Consider the following 16,722-nt stretch of genomic DNA (forward strand, 5'->3'; position numbering starts at 1 on the left):
CACATTTGTTTTGAGGAGAATTCAGGATTCGCGCGCGCAAAAAAAATCCCCGTATCTTTCGATACGAGGATTTTTAATATGGTCGGGGTAAGGGGATTCGAACTCCTGACATCCTGCTCCCAAAGCAGGCGCGCTACCGGACTGCGCTATACCCCGGTAAAAAAAAGGCGACCTTTCAGTCGCCTTCTTCGATCAGCGCTTTTGGCCTCTGATCTTAAGATTCGATTCCAGCCTGAACTGGTCTCAAAAATGGTGGGTCGTGTGGGATTCGAACCTACGACCAATTGGTTAAAAGCCAACTGCTCTACCAACTGAGCTAACGACCCAAATATGGTCGGGGTAGGGGGATTCGAACTCCCGACATCCTGCTCCCAAAGCAGGCGCGCTACCGGACTGCGCTATACCCCGATTTGAAATTGGCTCCGTGACCAGGACTCGAACCTGGGACCCAATGATTAACAGTCATTTGCTCTACCGACTGAGCTATCACGGAACTACATATTTCAAATTTACTGCTGTGTAACCTTCTCTTCGACCCTGTCCGTATCGCTACGTTAGCGTCTCTGAGGCGCGCTATTCTACAATCTTAAAAACCCCTGTCAACCCTTTAAATTGCTTTTAAGACAATGATTTGCGCTTCTTTCTGATTTCTTCTTGGGGAGAAGAAACCCGTGGGCTGACGTTGCTGCGGGGCGCACTTTACAAGCCTTTGCCTTACAGTTCAACGCCCTATCGAAAAAAAAGGCCTCGCAATGCGAGGCCTCTCGTTATTACACCGGGTGCTGGCCTCAGTGGAAGACGATTTCGTCGTCTTTCACCGTTGCCGTGACGCGAGTGCCCGGCATAAAGCTGCCCGACAGGATCAATTGTGCCAGCGGGTTCTCGATCCAGCGCTGGATCGCACGCTTCAATGGCCGTGCGCCATACACCGGGTCGTAACCCACTGCGATCAGCTTGTCCAACGCCTCGCCGCTCAGCTCAAGGTCGAGCTCACGCTCAGCCAGGCGACTGCGCAGGCGGCCCAACTGGATTTCGGTGATACCCGCAATCTGATCCCGTGCCAGAGGCTCGAAGATCACCACTTCATCCACCCGGTTGATGAATTCCGGGCGGAAGTGGGTGGTCAAGGCGTCCATCACCGCTGCGCGCTGGGCCTCGCGATCCCCCACCAGTTCCTGGATCTGTGCCGAGCCCAGGTTGGAGGTCATCACGATCACCGTATTGCGAAAGTCCACCGTACGCCCGTGGCTGTCCGTCAAGCGACCATCTTCCAGCACCTGCAGCAAAATGTTGAACACATCCGGGTGCGCCTTCTCGACCTCATCCAGCAGGATCACCGAGTAAGGCTTGCGTCGCACGGCCTCGGTCAGGTAACCGCCCTCCTCGTAGCCCACATAGCCTGGTGGTGCGCCGATCAGGCGAGCCACCGAGTGTTTCTCCATGAACTCGGACATATCAATGCGTACCATGGCCTCTTCAGTATCAAAGAGGAACTCGGCCAGGGCCTTGCACAGCTCAGTCTTACCTACGCCGGTCGGGCCGAGGAACATGAACGAGCCGCTTGGACGGTTCGGGTCGGACAAGCCGGCACGGGAACGCCGTACCGCATTGGATACCGCCACCACAGCCTCTTCCTGACCGATGACGCGCTGGTGCAACAAACTTTCCATTTTCAGCAGTTTGTCGCGCTCGCCTTCGAGCATTTTCGAGACTGGAATGCCGGTCCACTTGGAGACTACTTCGGCGATCTCCTCCTCGGTCACCTTGCTGCGCAGCAACTGGTTCTCAGGCTTGCCGTGCTGGTCGACCATCTGCAGGCTGCGTTCCAGGTCCGGAATCACACCATATTGCAACTCAGCCATGCGGCTCAGATCGCCTTTACGACGCGCGGCTTCCAGTTCCTGACGGGACTGCTCGATTTTCTGCTGGATCTGCGCCGAACCCTGTACTTCGGCTTTTTCCGAGGTCCAGATTTCTTCGAGGTCCGAATACTCACGCTCCAGACGGACGATTTCTTCCTGAAGTTTTTCCAGGCGTTTCTTCGCTGCCTCGTCCTCTTCTTTCTTCAACGCCTGGGATTCGACTTTCAGTTGAATCAGGCGCCGATCCAGGCGGTCGAGCACTTCCGGCTTGGAGTCAATCTCCATGCGAATGCGGCTGGCCGCTTCGTCGATCAAGTCGATGGCCTTGTCCGGCAACTGACGATCGGTGATGTAGCGATGGCTCAGCTTGGCCGCCGCAATGATCGCGCCATCCGTGATCGCCACCTTATGGTGGACCTCATAGCGTTCTTTCAGGCCCCGCAGGATCGCGATGGTGTCTTCTTCGCTTGGCTCTTCCACCAGCACTTTCTGGAAACGCCGCTCAAGGGCCGCATCCTTTTCAATGTACTGACGGTATTCGTTGAGCGTGGTCGCACCGACGCAATGCAACTCGCCCCGCGCCAAGGCCGGCTTGAGCATGTTGCCAGCATCCATGGAGCCTTCGCCTTTACCGGCGCCGACCATGGTGTGCAGTTCGTCGATAAACAGAATGATCTGGCCTTCCTGCTTCGACAATTCATTAAGCAGGGATTTCAGTCGTTCTTCGAACTCACCACGGAACTTGGCACCGGCGATCAGGGCCCCCATGTCCAGGGACAACAGGCGTTTGCCTTTTAAGCCGTCCGGCACTTCACCATTAATGATGCGCTGGGCCAGGCCTTCGGCAATCGCGGTTTTACCCACGCCAGGCTCACCGATCAGCACCGGGTTGTTCTTGGTGCGACGCTGCAGGACCTGGATGGTGCGACGAATCTCATCGTCACGACCAATCACCGGGTCGAGCTTGCCTTCTTCTGCACGCTTGGTCAGGTCGACGGTGTATTTGTCCAGGGCCTGGCGCGACTCCTCATGGTTGGGGTCGTTCACGGCCTCGCCGCCACGCAGGTTGTTGATAGCGTTTTCCAGGGCTTTCTTGCTCACGCCCTGCCCCAGCAACAATTTGCCGAGCTTGCTGTTGTCGTCCATGGCGGCGAGCAGCACCAGTTCGCTGGAGATGAACTGGTCACCCTTCTGCTGGGCCAGGCGGTCCGCCTGATTGAGCAGGCGCGCCAGGTCCTGGGACATATTCACGTCGCCGGTAGGGTTTTGAATTTTCGGCAGTTGGTCGAGCTCTTTACTCAACTCCTTGCGCAGGCTGTTGATGTCAAAGCCCACCTGCATCAACAAGGGTTTGATAGAACCACCTTGTTGCTCCAAGAGCGCCTGCATCAAGTGTGCCGGCTCAATCGCCGGATGGTCGAGGCCGACCGCCAGGGATTGGGAGTCCGATAAGGCCAACTGCAATTTGCTGGTTAAACGATCAATACGCATTAGTCACCTTCCTTTTGAGCAGGCCGGAGCTATGAACAAACACATCCTGAATGAAGAAACCTGCCAGATACCCTTATAGATGGGGTGGATTCTGGGGGTTTCAAGCGGCGGACTGTTGATACAGGTCAGGACAGTCTAGCGTTCAAGCCAGATAAGGGAGGCGAATCGGCCCGTACGCGGGCTGCGGCGATAAGAAAAGAAGCGTGTATCGGTCACGGTGCAAAAACCACCACCATATACAGCGGTGACACCGTTTGCTGCCAGACGCAGGCGCGCCAGCTGGTAGATGTCGGCCATGAACTTGCCGGGGTTGTGGCTGGGAACAAAGGCTTCAGCGGTGGCCGGCAGTTGCTGCATGAACGCTTCACGTACCTCCGGGCCGACCTCAAAGGCTTGCGGGCCAATGGCTGGGCCGAGCCAGACCAGGACGTCTTCAGGAGCAGTATCCAGGCTTTCGAATGCGGCCTCCAGCACGCCAGCCGCCAAGCCACGCCAACCGGCATGGGCTGCGGCAACCCGGGTACCCGCACGATTACAGAACAGCGCAGGCAGGCAATCGGCGGTCATGGATGTGCAGGCGATGCCGGGGGTGCTGGTCCAACTGCCATCTGCCTCGACGGTAAGGCCTGGATCGGCCTCAACCACGTGAGTACCGTGGACTTGGCGCAACCAGGCAGGCTGGATATCGAAGGCGCTGCTCAGACGACGGCGATTTTCAAGGACGGCCTCAAGGCTGTCCTCGACGTGATCGCCCAGGTTGAGGCTGTCGAACGGCGCCAGACTGACACCGCCCGCACGAGTCGTGACGCAGGCTTTGACCTGAGACGGCGCGGGCCAGTCAGGAATCAGCCAGTCACTCATCCGATAAACGCCTCACGATCCTGCTTGAGCAGCGACAACAACCAGACCAGGTCGTCTGGAAGTGGCGATTCCCAACTCATGCGCTTACCGCTCGTCGGATGATCCAGTTCCAGGAAGCGTGCGTGCAGTGCCTGGCGCGGGAAGGACTTCAGCGACTCGACCATTGTCTGGCTTGCCGCCGGCGGAATACGGAAGCGCCCACCGTAGGCAGGATCGCCGACCAACGGGAAGTTGATATGCGCCATGTGCACGCGAATCTGGTGGGTGCGCCCGGTTTCCAGCTTGACCCGCACATGGGTGTGGGAGCGGAAACGCTCCAGCACACGGTAGTGGCTGACGGCTTGCTTGCCACCTTCCATCACCGCCATACGCTGGCGCTGCTGGCCATGGCGACCAATCGGGGCGTTGATCTTGCCCCCGGCCACCACCACACCGATCACGATGCACTCGTAGATCCGGCTGACGCTGCGACTCTGCAACTGAGTAACAAGCTGCGTCTGCGCCTGAATGGTCTTGGCCACCACCATCAAACCGGTGGTGTCCTTGTCCAGACGGTGCACGATGCCGCAGCGCGGGACATTGATGATGTCCGGGACGTGGTGCAACAGGGCATTGAGCAAAGTGCCATCAGCGTGCCCGGCAGCCGGGTGAACCACCAGGCCAGCGGGTTTGTTGATGACCAGGATGTCGTCGTCTTCATAGACGATATCCAGCTCGATGTCCTGGGCGACCCATTCTCCCTGGGCTTCCTGCTCGGCAGTCAGCTCAAGAATCGCACCGCCATGAACTATGTCTCGCGGGCGGATAACCGCTCCATCCACAGTCAGGCGGCCGTCTTTGATCCAGGCGGAAAGGCGCGAGCGCGAGTGCTCAGCGAATAATTGTGCGGCGACTTGATCGAGGCGTTGGCCGCCCAATTCGGACGGCACCTCTGCGCGAAGTTCAATTTTATCGGACATGCTCAGACTAGGCGTGGCACAGCCTTTGGTTTCGGCTGCGCGCTTGTGGTTAAATACGGCGTCTTTTGCCCCGAGGCTTTCAACGGGGCGCTCATCATAACAGGACGGCCCCGCCCAAGACAGCGGCCGTCATAGGGACGCAAGCCGCCATGCAAGTGAAACACCTGCTGCTGATCGCCATCCTCGCCATGACTGCTGCTTGCTCGTCAACAAAGGACGTCGTCGACGAAAACCTGAGCGAAGTCGAGCTGTACCAGCAAGCTCAGACAGACCTGGACAATAATAGCTACACCAGCGCCACAGCGAAGCTGAAGGCATTGGAGTCGCGCTACCCATTCGGCCGCTATGCCGACCAGGCCCAGTTGGAGCTGATCTACGCCAACTACAAGAACGCCGAGCCGGAAGCTGCCAAGTCCGCCGCCGAGCGTTTTATCCGCCTGCACCCACAGCACCCGAACGTGGACTACGCCTACTACATGAAAGGCCTGACCTCGTTCGACCAGGACGTTGGCCTGCTGGCGCGCTTCCTGCCGCTGGACATGACCAAGCGTGACCCGGGCGCTGCACGCGACTCCTACAACGAGTTCGCCCAGCTGACCAGCCGCTACCCCAACAGCCGCTACGCGCCGGACGCCAAGCAGCGCATGATCTACCTGCGCAACCTGCTGGCCTCCTACGAAATCCACGTGGCCCACTACTACCTGACCCGTCAGGCCTACGTAGCTGCCGCCAACCGTGGCCGCTATGTTGTGGAGAACTTCCAGGAAACCCCATCCGTGGGCGACGGCCTGGCGGTGATGACCGAGGCTTACCAGCGTCTGCACCTGGACACCCTGGCGACCACCAGCCTGGAAACCCTGAAGCTCAACTACCCAGATCACCCAAGCCTGAAAGATGGCCAGTTCGTGCCTCAGGTTGCCGAAGCCGACAACCGTTCGTGGCTGAGCAAGTACACTTTGGGCCTGATCGAGTCTCGTCCGCCACTGCCGCCGGGTGAAACCCGCGCCAACCAGGACGTGATCAAGCAGTACCAGGACGCCAAGGATGCCATCCCTTCGGACCTCAAGCCTCACGACGAGAACGGCGACGTTATCGAAGAAGAGGAGCCGCAGGCCCTTGGCAACAACGAAGACCGTTCGTGGTTCAGCTACATGACCTTCGGTGTGTTCGACTGATTGTTCGACGCAACGCAAAAGGGAGCTCTGAAGGAGCTCCCTTTTTTATGAGCGAGTATTTATTGCGCTGTGCGCCTGTGGCCAGCTTGGCTAAACTGGCGCATTCCTTGTCGAGAAACTGCCCATCATGCTTCGTCTACTGTTCTGGATTGCCGTCATTGCTGCCGCGGTATGGTTCTGGCGTAAATTCAAAAACCCTGCAGCCCGCCAGCAACGACCTGCCGAGCCGAACGCAGCGCTGATGGTGCGATGCGCCCACTGCGGCGTGCACCTGCCGCAGGATCGCGCACTGAGTTCGCGCCAGGAGTGGTACTGCACCCAGGCGCACCTGGAACAAGGGCCGAAGTCTATCCAGCGTTGAGGCGACCTGCCGGGGCATAAGGCGCCGGATCAATGATCGGAGCCCGCCCCAACAGCAAGTCGGCGAACAACTGGCAGGAAGCCGGTGCGAGTACCAGGCCATTGCGGTAATGCCCGCAATTGAGCCACAAGCCCTGAAAGCCGGGAACCTCTCCGATATAGGGGATACCTTCCGGCGAACCGGGCCGCAACCCCGCCCAATGCCCGACCACCTCGGCGTCCGCCAAGGCGGGGATCAGTTCAACCGCAGACGCCTTGAGGCTCGCCAACGCAGTTTCGGTCGGCGTCTTGTCGAACCCCTCATGTTCCAATGTGCTTCCAATCAGAATGTGCCCATCGCGGCGGGGGATTGCATAGCGCCCCTTGGCCAAGACCATGCTGGATAAAAAGTCGGACGCGCACTTGTACAGGATCATTTGGCCTTTGACCGGCTCCACGGGAAGGGTCATGCCCAGTGTGCTCAGCAACTGCCCGCTCCAGGCCCCGGCGGCGAGCACCACCTGATCGGCAAAAACCGGTCCCGTAGCAGTGTTCACCCCCACCACGCGATTGTTGTTCTGCACAAAACCCGACACTTCGCAGTGCTCGTGAATCGTCACATCCGGCAACGCCAGCAGCGCCGCCTTCAAGGATTTAACCAGGCGAGGGTTGCGCACATTGGCCACATCGGCCATGTAGATCGCCCGGGAGTAGCCGCCTCCCAGCGCCGGCACGGCATCATGAGCCTGGGACACATCCACCTTGCTCAATGGCCGCCCTTCACGCGCAGCCCAGGCCAATGCATCAGCCTCATCATCCAGGTCAAGCCAGTACAAACCCGTGGTATGAACCTCGGGATCGACACCGGTTGCGGCAAACAAGCGCTGTGCCAACTGCGGATAGAAATCCTGGGACCAATGGGCCAAGGCAGTCACGGCCGGGCTATAACGCCATGGATACAACGGTGAGACAATTCCGCCACCCGCCCAGGAAGACTCCTGCCCAAGCCCCGCACGCTCCAGCAGCATGACTGCCCGCCCTTCTCTGGCAAGGTTGTACGCCGTCAACAGCCCGATTACTCCGCCGCCGACAATCACCACTTGCTGTTGCTTTGCCATCATCTGATCCCGCCGATAAACAGGGAAAGGCGCGCCCGGCGCCGACTCTTCAAGCACTCTCATCACTGCCCCCAGCAGACTTTGCGCGACATTTCAGGCGCCGCTCCCGGGTTGCTTCGCATACCGGTGCTGCTCAAGCTGAAAGCTGCACACGCGTCGTCCGCCATGACTGAGTCCACGGCAGGCGTAGCGAGCAAGTCGAAATCCTGGGGGTTTAAAATCACACTGATTCTATAGTGATCGTTACCCGCAATGGCGCCGCCCGCATCAATAAAAGTGCCGTTTCTGGTATATGCGCGCTCCAGGTGCTGGGCTTGCTCGCTCAGCAACGCGACGATTTGCGCGCGATACACCTTTTTTACCTGGCCGATGTACCCGGGATACGCAATGCCGGCCAACAACGCAACGATCGCCACGGCGATCAATAACTCCATCAGGGTAAAGCCCTGGCTATCCATGCCCATCCCATTGCTCCTTATTGAAGTTGCCGCCATGAAATCCGTCGAAACCTGACGTTGCCGCCCTCCTCCACCCGTGCATAAACCGACTCCAGCACCGTGCGCGATTGGCCTGTAAGGCCCACGGCAGTGATGCGAAAGAGCGCTGCCCGTGTATCGGGCGGCAAATGAGCCAGCCCTGCTCCTTCCCCCAGGGATTGAACGCCATAAAACCCACCCCTCAAGGCCAACCAGGTGACCGCTGAGACAGGGTTTGCCCCTGCGCCAGTCAAGGAAAATGCTTCATTGGGCGGTACACACGTAATAACCGAGTTGCACACAGGCATCGCAGGGCCGCCCCTCTGCACAACCGACTCCCCCAGCCGCAAACCGCTCTCAGCAAACTGAAAGGATTGATTACGCTGCCACAGGCTACTCGCGACTTTTTGCTGGGCGACCGCCCCCTGTATCGACGACAGCCCCAGCTGCGATAACAACAGCAGGAATACCAGACTGATCAGCAGCACCATCCCGTTCTGCCGTACCCGAATACCGCCAAGCATCGACATCGCCCCTAACCCAACCGATTTCGCAGCGCCGCGACGACACTGTAGGTCTGATCCTTAACCCGCCCAGTTGGGTCTTGCAGAGTCATGGAGATACGCACACTACGTACCAAAGAACTGTCAGCCGAATGGCTGTCGTAACGCACCACAACCGTTGATGCAGGCTCAGCCGCCAAGCCAAAACTGATGTCGAATGCACGCACGTTATCAATCAGTACCGCCTTTGCCGGTGCTGCCGGAGTACTGACCTTCAACTGGCCCGATTCATAGGTGTAGGTAAGCTGGCGTACGCCAAAGCGGATCAGGCCAGGGGCGGCGGCAGGCGCTGCCCCCTCATACGCATGGGCCGCCTCCTTGCAGTCGGACAACACCGTCCAGTCGGGCTTGCCAGCGCCGTCACCGACGTACGCGGTGACCAACGTCAGCGACCTTGAACTTCCAGACGCGTCCCAGCTTATCGGTCGATCGAAGGCAGCCGGGGCGTTGTCGATAACGGTCGCGGCCAAACATCCCAACATGCCTGCCTGACGAATGTCCTGTGTGATCTTGCCCAGGGCAAGCCGCGCATCATCCTGCAGCACCATGGCGGCCTGCTGGCTGTCGTGAGTCAATCGTGAACTTATGAGCACCTGACTCACCCCCAACACCAGCACCAGCCCGACGGCGAGTGCGAGCAACAACTCCACCAGGCTGAAACCTCGGACATGACGATTCATTGCAAGGCTCCCTGCTCACTGGTGACTCGGCTGGTCAGCGTGAAGGTTTCCCGTGCTTCTGGGGTGCCTGCTGAGCGGCGATCCTCCCAACTGATGCTGATGGTGACCTCATGCCCGCTTACCGCCACGGAACCCTTGGCATCCTTGCCAGCAAAACCAATGATATTGGCCTCGAAATCGTGCAGGTCCAGGTCGCGCACACTGGCGGCCGAAGTGTTGGGCGGCCCCGACTCGTCCCTCCCCCACGTGTAATCCGCACCAGCATTGGCGCGAATTCGGTCGAGCATGTCGTAGGCGATAAAGCTGGCTTGGCTGATCATCCTGGCGCTGTCGGTGTACTTGAGCGCGTTGAGCTGAAGCATTGCAGCGCCCATCAGGCCGACAGCCAGGATCAACAGCGCTATCAGCACCTCGATCAGCGTCATGCCGGATTGGTGCCGATGCGCGGAGCGCAGGAAAAATCGATTCGGGCGGGCAGGCATTACCGTCGTCATCCATGTCGAAGGCCGGAAAAAAGCAGGCAAACCCTGCTGTGCGATCCAAGACTAGCGGCGGATTTCGAGCAGCGCTGCTGCCGGAACAAAGGGAAATACTTTGGACATAAAGGCCATCACCCAGCATTCGCGGCCACGCGCTATACCTAGGTCTGCAACTCGAAGATTCACTCGCGTCCACGGAGGGAACGCACATGACACAACGAGGGTTCACCCTGATTGAAATGCTGCTGGGGCTGATCGTCACCAGCTTCCTCGCGCAATTGGCCGTACCCGGTTTCAAAGGTTTGCTTGAATCGCAGCAACGACAAAGCGTGGCCCAATCACTTGCCGCCGGACTGCGTTACGCACGCATGGAGGCCATCACGCGCAATCAGGCGGTGGTCATTCATGCAAACGACAGGGACTGGAGCCTGGGGTGGCGGGTGATACTGGATGTCAGTGGACGCGGCCATCAGGACGACGACAACCCGGTGCTGCTGGAGCGCCAGGGCGATGGTCGCGTGCCCGTGGCAGGCAATGGCCCGGTTACGAACCAGGTGCGTTTCAGCGGCTTGGGAGAACCGGTTTTCGCCGGCGGAGGCTTCCGTGCCGGCACCGTGCATGTGTGCGACACGAGCCAGGCACAGAGCCTGTATCAGATCGTGCTGGCCCCCAGCGGACGCATCAGCCTGCGCAGTGACAAGACCGAGCAGGCATTATGCCGAGCCGATGCCGGCATTGTTGGCGTCAGAGCAGCGAGCGGACCCGCAGTTCCTTCGGCATCGAGAACGTGATGTTCTCTTCACGACCTGCCAGCTCATCGGCGCCAGTAGCGCCCCAGGCCTGCAACTGCTGGATCACGCCGCGTACCAGCACTTCCGGTGCGGAGGCGCCTGCCGTGATGCCGATACGCTCGACACCATCGAACCAACTGCGCTGCATGTCTTCGGCACCGTCGATCAGGTACGCCGGCGTAGCCATGCGCTCGGCCAGCTCACGCAGGCGGTTGGAGTTGGAGCTGTTAGGGCTGCCGACCACCAGCACTACGTCACACTCATTTGCCAGTTGCTTGACCGCATCCTGGCGGTTTTGCGTGGCGTAGCAGATGTCATCCTTGCGCGGGCCGCCAATGGCCGGGAACCGCGTGCGCAGGGCATCGATTACGCGGCTGGTGTCGTCCATGGACAAGGTGGTCTGGGTCACGAAGGCCAGGCGTTCCGGATTGTGCACCTGCAAGTTGGCGACGTCTTTCTCGTCCTCGACCAGGTAGATAGCACCGCCGTTGCTGGCGTCGTATTGGCCCATGGTGCCTTCTACCTCCGGGTGACCGGCGTGGCCGATCAGGATGCACTCACGACCGTCGCGGCTGTAGCGCGCCACTTCGATATGCACCTTGGTCACCAGTGGGCAGGTGGCATCGAACACCTTGAGGCCACGGCCCGCCGCTTCGGTACGTACAGCCTGGGAAACACCGTGGGCACTGAAGATGACGATCACGTCGTCGGGCACCTGATCGAGTTCTTCGACAAAGATCGCCCCGCGCGCGCGCAAGTCTTCGACCACAAATTTGTTATGGACGACTTCATGGCGCACATAAATCGGCGGCCCGAAGACTTCCAGGGCGCGATTGACGATTTCGATCGCCCGGTCCACGCCGGCGCAGAAGCCACGGGGGTTGGCGAGTTTGATTTGCATGCTGTGCCTCGTGTATTGCAGCCACATTGAGTCAATTTGACACTGACTCAACCGACAATGGAGATCAAAGGTGGGAGGGGGCTTGCTCCCGATATAGGTATATCAGTCTGCACATTTAGCTGATACACCGCTATCGGGAGCAAGCCCCCTCCCACATTTTAGACCGCGTACGGTCGGTTACAGCACTTTGACGTCGATAATCTCGACGTCAAAGGTCAACGTCTTGCCGGCCAACGGGTGATTGAAGTCGATGGTCACTTGCGCGTCATCAAATGCTTTCACCACGCCAGGCAATTCAGTGTTCGCCGCATCATTGAAGATCACCAGCAAGCCTTCCGACAGGTCCATGTTCTGGAACTGCGAACGGGGGATGATCTGCACGTTTTGCGGGTTGGGCTGGCCAAAGGCGTTTTCCGGCAGGATTTGCAGGGTGCGCTTGTCACCGGCCTTGAAACCGAACAGTGCCGCTTCGAAACCCGGCAGCAGGTTGCCGTCGCCGACCTTGAAGGTCGCGGGGGCCTTGTCGAACGTGCTGTCGACCGTGTCGCCATTCTCCAGGCGCAGTGCGAAATGCAAAGTGACTTCCGTGTTCTGGCCGATGCGTTGCTCAGCCAATACCTGATCAGTCATTGACGGTTTCTCCGGTTTTCTTGCTCTTGAACATATCCAGCGCCAGCATGATTGCGCCGACGGTGATAGCACTGTCGGCAAAGTTGAACGCCGGGAAGTAGTGGCGGTTCTGCCAATGCACCAGGATAAAGTCGATCACATGGCCCAGGGCGATGCGGTCATACAGGTTGCCCAGCGCGCCACCCAACACCAGGGCCAGCGCGATGGCCAGCCAGGTGTCGTCGCGGCCCAGGCGCTTGAGCCACACCACCAGCACGGCACTTACTACCACGGCGATCACAGCAAACAGCCAGCGCTGCCAGCCACCGCCGTCAGCGAGGAAGCTGAAGGCGGCGCCAGTGTTGTAGGCCAGGGTCCAGCTGAAGTAATCCGGGATCACCACGATTTGCTGGAACATTTCCAGGGAGCCCTCGAAGTGAGCCTTGCTGACCTGGTCAATGACCAGGACCAGCAGGCTCAGTACGAGCCAGCCCAGACGTCCGAAACGACTGTCTGCATTAGGCATAGTGGCGAACCTCGCCTTCACCGCTGATGTTGTCGACACAACGACCGCAGATTTCCGGGTGCTCAGGGTTCACGCCGACGTCTTCACGGCAGTGCCAGCAACGAGCGCACTTGGGGAAGGCCGACTTGACCACTTTGAGTTTAAGGCCAGGCACTTCGGTAGCCACCGCATCTGCCGGAGCCTGGGTAAACGGCGCCAGGCTCGCAGTAGAGGTGATCAGCACGAAGCGCAGCTCGTTGCTCAGCTTGGCCAGGTCGGCGGTCAGGCCGTCTTCGGCAAACAGGGTGACTTCGGCTTGCAGGTTGCCACCCACGGCCTTGGCCGCACGCTGGACTTCCAGTTCCTTGTTCACCGCAACCTTGACGGCCATCACGCCTTCCCAGTACTCGCGGCCCAGTTCGAAGTCAGCCGGCAGTTCGGTCAGGCCTTCGTACCAGGTGTTGAGCATGACGGACTCGTTACGCTCGCCCGGCAGGTACTCCCACAGTTCGTCAGCGGTGAATGCCAGGATCGGTGCGATCCAGCGCACCAGCGCTTCGCTGATGTGGTACAGCGCGGTCTGCGCCGAACGGCGCGCCTTGCTGTTGGCGCCAGTGGTGTACTGGCGGTCCTTGATGATGTCGAGGTAGAAACCACCCAGCTCCTGCACGCAGAAGTTGTGGATCTTGGAGTAGACGTTCCAGAAGCGGTATTCGCCGTAGTGTTCCTGCAACTCGCGCTGCAGCAACAAGGTACGGTCCACAGCCCAACGGTCGAGGGCGAGCATGTCTTCGGCCGGCAGCAGGTCGCTGGCCGGGTTGAAGCCGGTCAGGTTCGACAGCATGAATCGCGCGGTATTGCGGATACGACGGTAGGCGTCGGCGCTGCGGGCCAGGATCTGGTCCGAGACGGCGATTTCACCCGAGTAATCGGTGGAAGCCACCCACAGGCGCATGATGTCGGCGCCCAAGGTGTCGTTGATCTTTTTCGGCTCGATCACGTTCTTCAGCGATTTGGACATCTTGCGGCCCGTCTCGTCGACGGTGAAGCCGTGGGTCAGCAGCTCGCGGTACGGCGCATGGTTGTCGATGGCGCAACCGGTGAGCAACGACGAGTGGAACCAGCCACGGTGTTGGTCCGAACCTTCCAGGTACAGGTCGGCACGCGGGCCGGTCTCGTGGCCCATCGGGTGCGAACCACGCAGCACATGCCAGTGAGTGGTGCCCGAATCGAACCACACGTCGAGGGTGTCGCTGATCTTGTCGTACAGCGGCGCTTCGTCGCCCAGCAGCTCGGCAGCGTCCAGCTTGAACCAGGCTTCGATGCCTTGCTGCTCGACACGCTGGGCCACGACTTCCATCAGCTCGACGGTGCGCGGATGCAGCTCACCGCTTTCCTTGTTCAGGAAGAACGGGATCGGCACGCCCCAGTTGCGCTGGCGGGAGATGCACCAGTCCGGACGGTTGGCGATCATCGAGTGCAGGCGCGCCTGACCCCAGGCCGGGACGAACTTGGTGTCTTCGATGGCCTTGAGCGAGCGTACACGCAAGGTGTCGCCGCTGGTCGGCTCTTTGTCCATGCCGATAAACCACTGCGCCGTAGCGCGGTAGATCAGCGGGGTCTTGTGACGCCAGCAATGCATGTAGCTGTGCTGGATGGCGGCGGTTTGCATCAACGCACCGACTTCACGCAGCTTTTCGATGATCGGCTGGTCAGCCTTGAAGATGAACTGGCCACCGAAGAACTCGAGCGAAGGCACGTATACGCCGTTGCTCTGCACCGGGTTGATGATGTCGTCGTTGACCATGCCGTACTTCTTGCAGATCACGAAGTCGTCCACGCCATAGGCAGGCGAGCAGTGGACAATGCCGGTACCCGAACCCAGCTCGACGTAGTCAGCCAGGTACACCGGCGACAGACGGTCATAGAACGGGTGACGGAAGTTGATCAGTTCCAGCGCAGAGCCGGTGGCGGTGGCGATCACCGAGCCTTGCAACTCGTAGCGGGCAAGGCACGACTCGACCATTTCCTCGGCCAGCACCAACAGGCGATCACCGACATCCACCAAGGCGTAGGTGAATTCCGGATGCACGTTCAGCGCCTGGTTGGCCGGAATGGTCCACGGGGTCGTGGTCCAGATCACGATGGCAGCCGGTTTGGCCAGGCTTGCCAGGCCGAACGCCTCGGCCAGCTTGGCGTCATCGGCAATCGGGAAGGCCACGTCGATGGTCGACGACTTTTTGTCTTCGTATTCGACTTCCGCTTCGGCCAGGGCCGAACCGCAGTCAAAACACCAGTTCACGGGCTTGAGGCCCTTGAACACGAAGCCGCCCTTGACGATTTCAGCCAAGGCACGGATTTCACCGGCCTCGTTCTTGAAGTTCATGGTCTTGTAGGGATTGTCCCACTCGGCGAGCACGCCCAAGCGGATGAATTCGGACTTCTGCCCTTCGATCTGCTCGGTGGCGTAGGCACGGCAGAGTTCGCGGGTCTTGTCCGCGCCCAGGTTCTTGCCGTAGGTCACTTCGACTTTGTGCTCGATCGGCAGGCCATGGCAGTCCCAGCCCGGAACGTACGGCGCGTCAAAGCCCGACAGGGTTTTGGAGCGCAGGATCATGTCCTTGAGAATCTTGTTCAGCGCATGACCGATATGAATCGTGCCGTTGGCATAAGGAGGGCCGTCGTGCAGGACGAATTTCGGACGATCCTTGCCAATTTCGCGCAACTTTCCGTACAGGCCAATACTGTTCCAGCGCTGCAGGATCTGCGGTTCGCGCTGTGGCAGGCCGGCCTTCATTGGGAAGGCGGTGTCCGGAAGGTTTAGCGTGGCTTTATAGTCGGTCATTTAAGGCTCTTCGGTTAGCGATGGGCGCTAGGTGCGGCTAGTGCACGGGCGGCGGCGACATCCGCATTGATCGCCGTTTTCAACGCCTCCAGGGAGGCGAAACGCTGCTCTTCACGCAGCTTCTGGTGGAAAACCACCGTCAAACGCCGGTCGTATAAATCACCGGCAAAATCCAAAAGGTGAACTTCCAGGTGGGCCTTGCCATCACCTGCAACCGTGGGCCTGACGCCTATATTGGCGACTCCCGGCCACGATTGGCCGTCGATGTCGACGCTGACCAGGTAAACCCCGGTCAGCGGCACACGGCGGCGCTTGAGTTGCACGTTGGCAGTTGGCGTGCCCAATTGGCGCGCCAGCTTCTGGCCGTGCAGTACCCGCCCGGCAATGCGGAAGGGGCGACCGAGCAAACGCTCGGCCAGGTCGAAGTCGGCGGCAGCCAAGGCGTTACGCACCTGGGTGCTGCTCACACGCAGGCCGTCCAGTTCGACGGTTTGGGCGGCTTCAACGGTAAAGCCCTGGTTGACGCCGGCATGTTGCAGGAAATCGAAATCCCCGACCCGATCGCAACCGAAATGGAAGTCGTCACCGACCTCCAGGTGTTGTACACCCAGGCCATCGACCAGGATGCGGTCGACGAACTCGGCGGCGCTGAGGCTGCGCAAACGCTGGTTGAAAGCCAGGCAGAGGACGCGGTCCACGCCCTCCTCCGCCAGCAGTTGCAGCTTGTCGCGCAAGCGCGCCAAACGGGCCGGCGCTGTTTCCGGGGTAAAGAACTCCCGCGGTTGTGGCTCGAAAATCACCACGCAGCTGGGCACACCCAACTCGACCGCACGCTCGCGCAGCCTTGCCAGGATAGCCTGGTGGCCACGGTGAACACCGTCAAAGTTGCCAATAGTGGCGACGCAGCCCCGATGCTCGGGGCGCAGGTTGTGGAGACCTCGAACCAGCTGCATAACGCGCTTCTTGCTCATAAAGTGGTCGATTATAACCACACCCGGCCCCGGACGACAGGCAACAGCGCAGGCCAAATGGGTCGAATCGATAAAACAATCGTTTTATCGCGGCGAA

16 protein-coding genes and 4 tRNA genes are annotated in these 16,722 nt (G+C 59.7%); 3 read left to right on the forward strand and 17 right to left on the reverse strand.

The window, feature by feature from the left end; genetic code table 11:
- Window positions 1-79 precede the first annotated feature (79 nt).
- From TK42_RS16040 to rluD, 7 genes are all read right to left on the reverse strand, one after another.
- Window positions 80-156, reverse strand: a tRNA-Pro gene (locus TK42_RS16040).
- A 94-nt stretch (window positions 157-250) separates the two neighbouring features.
- Window positions 251-326 (reverse strand) — tRNA-Lys (locus TK42_RS16045).
- A gap of 5 nt (window positions 327-331) precedes the next feature.
- Window positions 332-408, reverse strand: a tRNA-Pro gene (locus TK42_RS16050).
- A gap of 9 nt (window positions 409-417) precedes the next feature.
- Window positions 418-493: transfer RNA gene (locus TK42_RS16055), tRNA-Asn, on the reverse strand.
- A gap of 295 nt (window positions 494-788) precedes the next feature.
- Window positions 789-3,353 carry an ATP-dependent chaperone ClpB gene (gene clpB / locus TK42_RS16060; RefSeq protein ID WP_005784667.1) on the reverse strand — a complete coding sequence of 855 codons (2,565 nt, stop codon included), beginning with the start codon at window positions 3,351-3,353 and terminating at the stop codon, window positions 789-791.
- A gap of 135 nt (window positions 3,354-3,488) precedes the next feature.
- Window positions 3,489-4,214 (reverse strand): peptidoglycan editing factor PgeF, encoded by a 726-nt coding sequence (pgeF, locus tag TK42_RS16065; protein WP_103734655.1) that lies wholly within the window; start codon window positions 4,212-4,214, stop codon window positions 3,489-3,491.
- Window positions 4,211-5,173 carry a 23S rRNA pseudouridine(1911/1915/1917) synthase RluD gene (gene rluD / locus TK42_RS16070; protein ID WP_005784662.1) on the reverse strand — a complete coding sequence of 321 codons (963 nt, stop codon included), beginning with the start codon at window positions 5,171-5,173 and terminating at the stop codon, window positions 4,211-4,213. Before rluD ends, pgeF begins: the two co-directional genes overlap by 4 nt.
- A gap of 149 nt (window positions 5,174-5,322) precedes the next feature.
- Between rluD and TK42_RS16075 the strand changes: the two genes are divergently transcribed.
- A complete protein-coding gene (locus TK42_RS16075) occupies window positions 5,323-6,348 on the forward strand; it encodes an outer membrane protein assembly factor BamD (protein ID WP_005784660.1) in 1,026 nt (341 codons plus the stop codon).
- A 127-nt stretch (window positions 6,349-6,475) separates the two neighbouring features.
- Complete coding sequence (locus tag TK42_RS16080; RefSeq protein WP_005784659.1) at window positions 6,476-6,709, forward strand: PP0621 family protein; 234 nt, start codon at window positions 6,476-6,478, stop codon at window positions 6,707-6,709.
- Here TK42_RS16080 and thiO read toward each other — a convergent pair.
- The 5 genes from thiO to pilV form a co-directional block, all read right to left on the reverse strand.
- Window positions 6,696-7,805 (reverse strand): glycine oxidase ThiO, encoded by a 1,110-nt coding sequence (thiO, locus tag TK42_RS16085; protein WP_005784658.1) that lies wholly within the window; start codon window positions 7,803-7,805, stop codon window positions 6,696-6,698. The two genes, TK42_RS16080 and thiO, sit on opposite strands and share 14 nt — an antisense overlap.
- A gap of 62 nt (window positions 7,806-7,867) precedes the next feature.
- The gene (locus TK42_RS16090; RefSeq protein WP_032877965.1) at window positions 7,868-8,269 is read right to left on the reverse strand and encodes a type IV pilin protein; all 402 of its coding nucleotides are present in this window, start codon (window positions 8,267-8,269) and stop codon (window positions 7,868-7,870) included.
- Between the two features lie 11 nt (window positions 8,270-8,280).
- Window positions 8,281-8,811, reverse strand: coding sequence for a PilX N-terminal domain-containing pilus assembly protein (locus TK42_RS16095; protein ID WP_103734656.1), 531 nt, complete (start codon window positions 8,809-8,811; stop codon window positions 8,281-8,283).
- Between the two features lie 5 nt (window positions 8,812-8,816).
- Window positions 8,817-9,524: a prepilin-type N-terminal cleavage/methylation domain-containing protein gene (locus tag TK42_RS16100; RefSeq protein ID WP_103734657.1), complete on the reverse strand. Its 708-nt coding sequence runs from the start codon at window positions 9,522-9,524 to the stop codon at window positions 8,817-8,819.
- On the reverse strand, window positions 9,521-10,006 hold the full coding sequence (pilV, locus tag TK42_RS16105; protein ID WP_032877971.1) for a type IV pilus modification protein PilV: 486 nt from the start codon (window positions 10,004-10,006) through the stop codon (window positions 9,521-9,523). The genes TK42_RS16100 and pilV overlap by 4 nt, the downstream gene beginning before the upstream one ends.
- 206 nt (window positions 10,007-10,212) lie before the next feature.
- Here pilV and TK42_RS16110 point away from each other — a divergent pair, with 206 nt between their 5' ends.
- Window positions 10,213-10,794, forward strand: a complete 582-nt coding sequence (locus tag TK42_RS16110; RefSeq protein WP_032877973.1) for a GspH/FimT family pseudopilin — start codon at window positions 10,213-10,215, stop codon at window positions 10,792-10,794.
- Here TK42_RS16110 and ispH read toward each other — a convergent pair.
- From ispH to ribF, 5 genes are all read right to left on the reverse strand, one after another.
- Entirely contained in the window at window positions 10,748-11,695 is a 948-nt protein-coding gene (gene ispH / locus TK42_RS16115; protein WP_005784653.1) for a 4-hydroxy-3-methylbut-2-enyl diphosphate reductase, read from the reverse strand. The genes TK42_RS16110 and ispH overlap by 47 nt on opposite strands.
- 177 nt (window positions 11,696-11,872) lie before the next feature.
- Window positions 11,873-12,325 carry an FKBP-type peptidyl-prolyl cis-trans isomerase gene (gene fkpB, locus TK42_RS16120; RefSeq protein ID WP_103734658.1) on the reverse strand — a complete coding sequence of 151 codons (453 nt, stop codon included), beginning with the start codon at window positions 12,323-12,325 and terminating at the stop codon, window positions 11,873-11,875.
- The gene (gene lspA, locus TK42_RS16125) at window positions 12,318-12,830 is read right to left on the reverse strand and encodes a signal peptidase II (protein ID WP_032877979.1); all 513 of its coding nucleotides are present in this window, start codon (window positions 12,828-12,830) and stop codon (window positions 12,318-12,320) included. Before lspA ends, fkpB begins: the two co-directional genes overlap by 8 nt.
- Window positions 12,823-15,654, reverse strand: coding sequence for an isoleucine--tRNA ligase (gene ileS / locus TK42_RS16130; protein WP_103734659.1), 2,832 nt, complete (start codon window positions 15,652-15,654; stop codon window positions 12,823-12,825). The genes lspA and ileS overlap by 8 nt, the downstream gene beginning before the upstream one ends.
- 14 nt (window positions 15,655-15,668) lie before the next feature.
- Window positions 15,669-16,607 carry a bifunctional riboflavin kinase/FAD synthetase gene (gene ribF, locus TK42_RS16135; protein ID WP_003188404.1) on the reverse strand — a complete coding sequence of 313 codons (939 nt, stop codon included), beginning with the start codon at window positions 16,605-16,607 and terminating at the stop codon, window positions 15,669-15,671.
- Window positions 16,608-16,722: the final 115 nt, after the last annotated feature.

It is taken from the genome of Pseudomonas sp. GZJR-8, assembly GCF_002916705.1.
Lineage (GTDB): Bacteria > Pseudomonadota > Gammaproteobacteria > Pseudomonadales > Pseudomonadaceae > Aquipseudomonas > Aquipseudomonas synxantha_A.

Coding starts and splice junctions, on each gene's coding strand:
- clpB (WP_005784667.1), bottom strand. CDS start 3,353: ATGCGTATTGATCGTTTAACCAGCAAATTGCAGTTGGCCTTATCGGAC.
- pgeF (WP_103734655.1), bottom strand. CDS start 4,214: ATGAGTGACTGGCTGATTCCTGACTGGCCCGCGCCGTCTCAGGTCAAA.
- rluD (WP_005784662.1), bottom strand. CDS start 5,173: ATGTCCGATAAAATTGAACTTCGCGCAGAGGTGCCGTCCGAATTGGGC.
- TK42_RS16075 (WP_005784660.1), top strand. CDS start 5,323: ATGCAAGTGAAACACCTGCTGCTGATCGCCATCCTCGCCATGACTGCT.
- TK42_RS16080 (WP_005784659.1), top strand. CDS start 6,476: ATGCTTCGTCTACTGTTCTGGATTGCCGTCATTGCTGCCGCGGTATGG.
- thiO (WP_005784658.1), bottom strand. CDS start 7,805: ATGGCAAAGCAACAGCAAGTGGTGATTGTCGGCGGCGGAGTAATCGGG.
- TK42_RS16090 (WP_032877965.1), bottom strand. CDS start 8,269: ATGGGCATGGATAGCCAGGGCTTTACCCTGATGGAGTTATTGATCGCC.
- TK42_RS16095 (WP_103734656.1), bottom strand. CDS start 8,811: ATGTCGATGCTTGGCGGTATTCGGGTACGGCAGAACGGGATGGTGCTG.
- TK42_RS16100 (WP_103734657.1), bottom strand. CDS start 9,524: ATGAATCGTCATGTCCGAGGTTTCAGCCTGGTGGAGTTGTTGCTCGCA.
- pilV (WP_032877971.1), bottom strand. CDS start 10,006: ATGCCTGCCCGCCCGAATCGATTTTTCCTGCGCTCCGCGCATCGGCAC.
- TK42_RS16110 (WP_032877973.1), top strand. CDS start 10,213: ATGACACAACGAGGGTTCACCCTGATTGAAATGCTGCTGGGGCTGATC.
- ispH (WP_005784653.1), bottom strand. CDS start 11,695: ATGCAAATCAAACTCGCCAACCCCCGTGGCTTCTGCGCCGGCGTGGAC.
- fkpB (WP_103734658.1), bottom strand. CDS start 12,325: ATGACTGATCAGGTATTGGCTGAGCAACGCATCGGCCAGAACACGGAA.
- lspA (WP_032877979.1), bottom strand. CDS start 12,830: ATGCCTAATGCAGACAGTCGTTTCGGACGTCTGGGCTGGCTCGTACTG.
- ileS (WP_103734659.1), bottom strand. CDS start 15,654: ATGACCGACTATAAAGCCACGCTAAACCTTCCGGACACCGCCTTCCCA.
- ribF (WP_003188404.1), bottom strand. CDS start 16,607: ATGCAGCTGGTTCGAGGTCTCCACAACCTGCGCCCCGAGCATCGGGGC.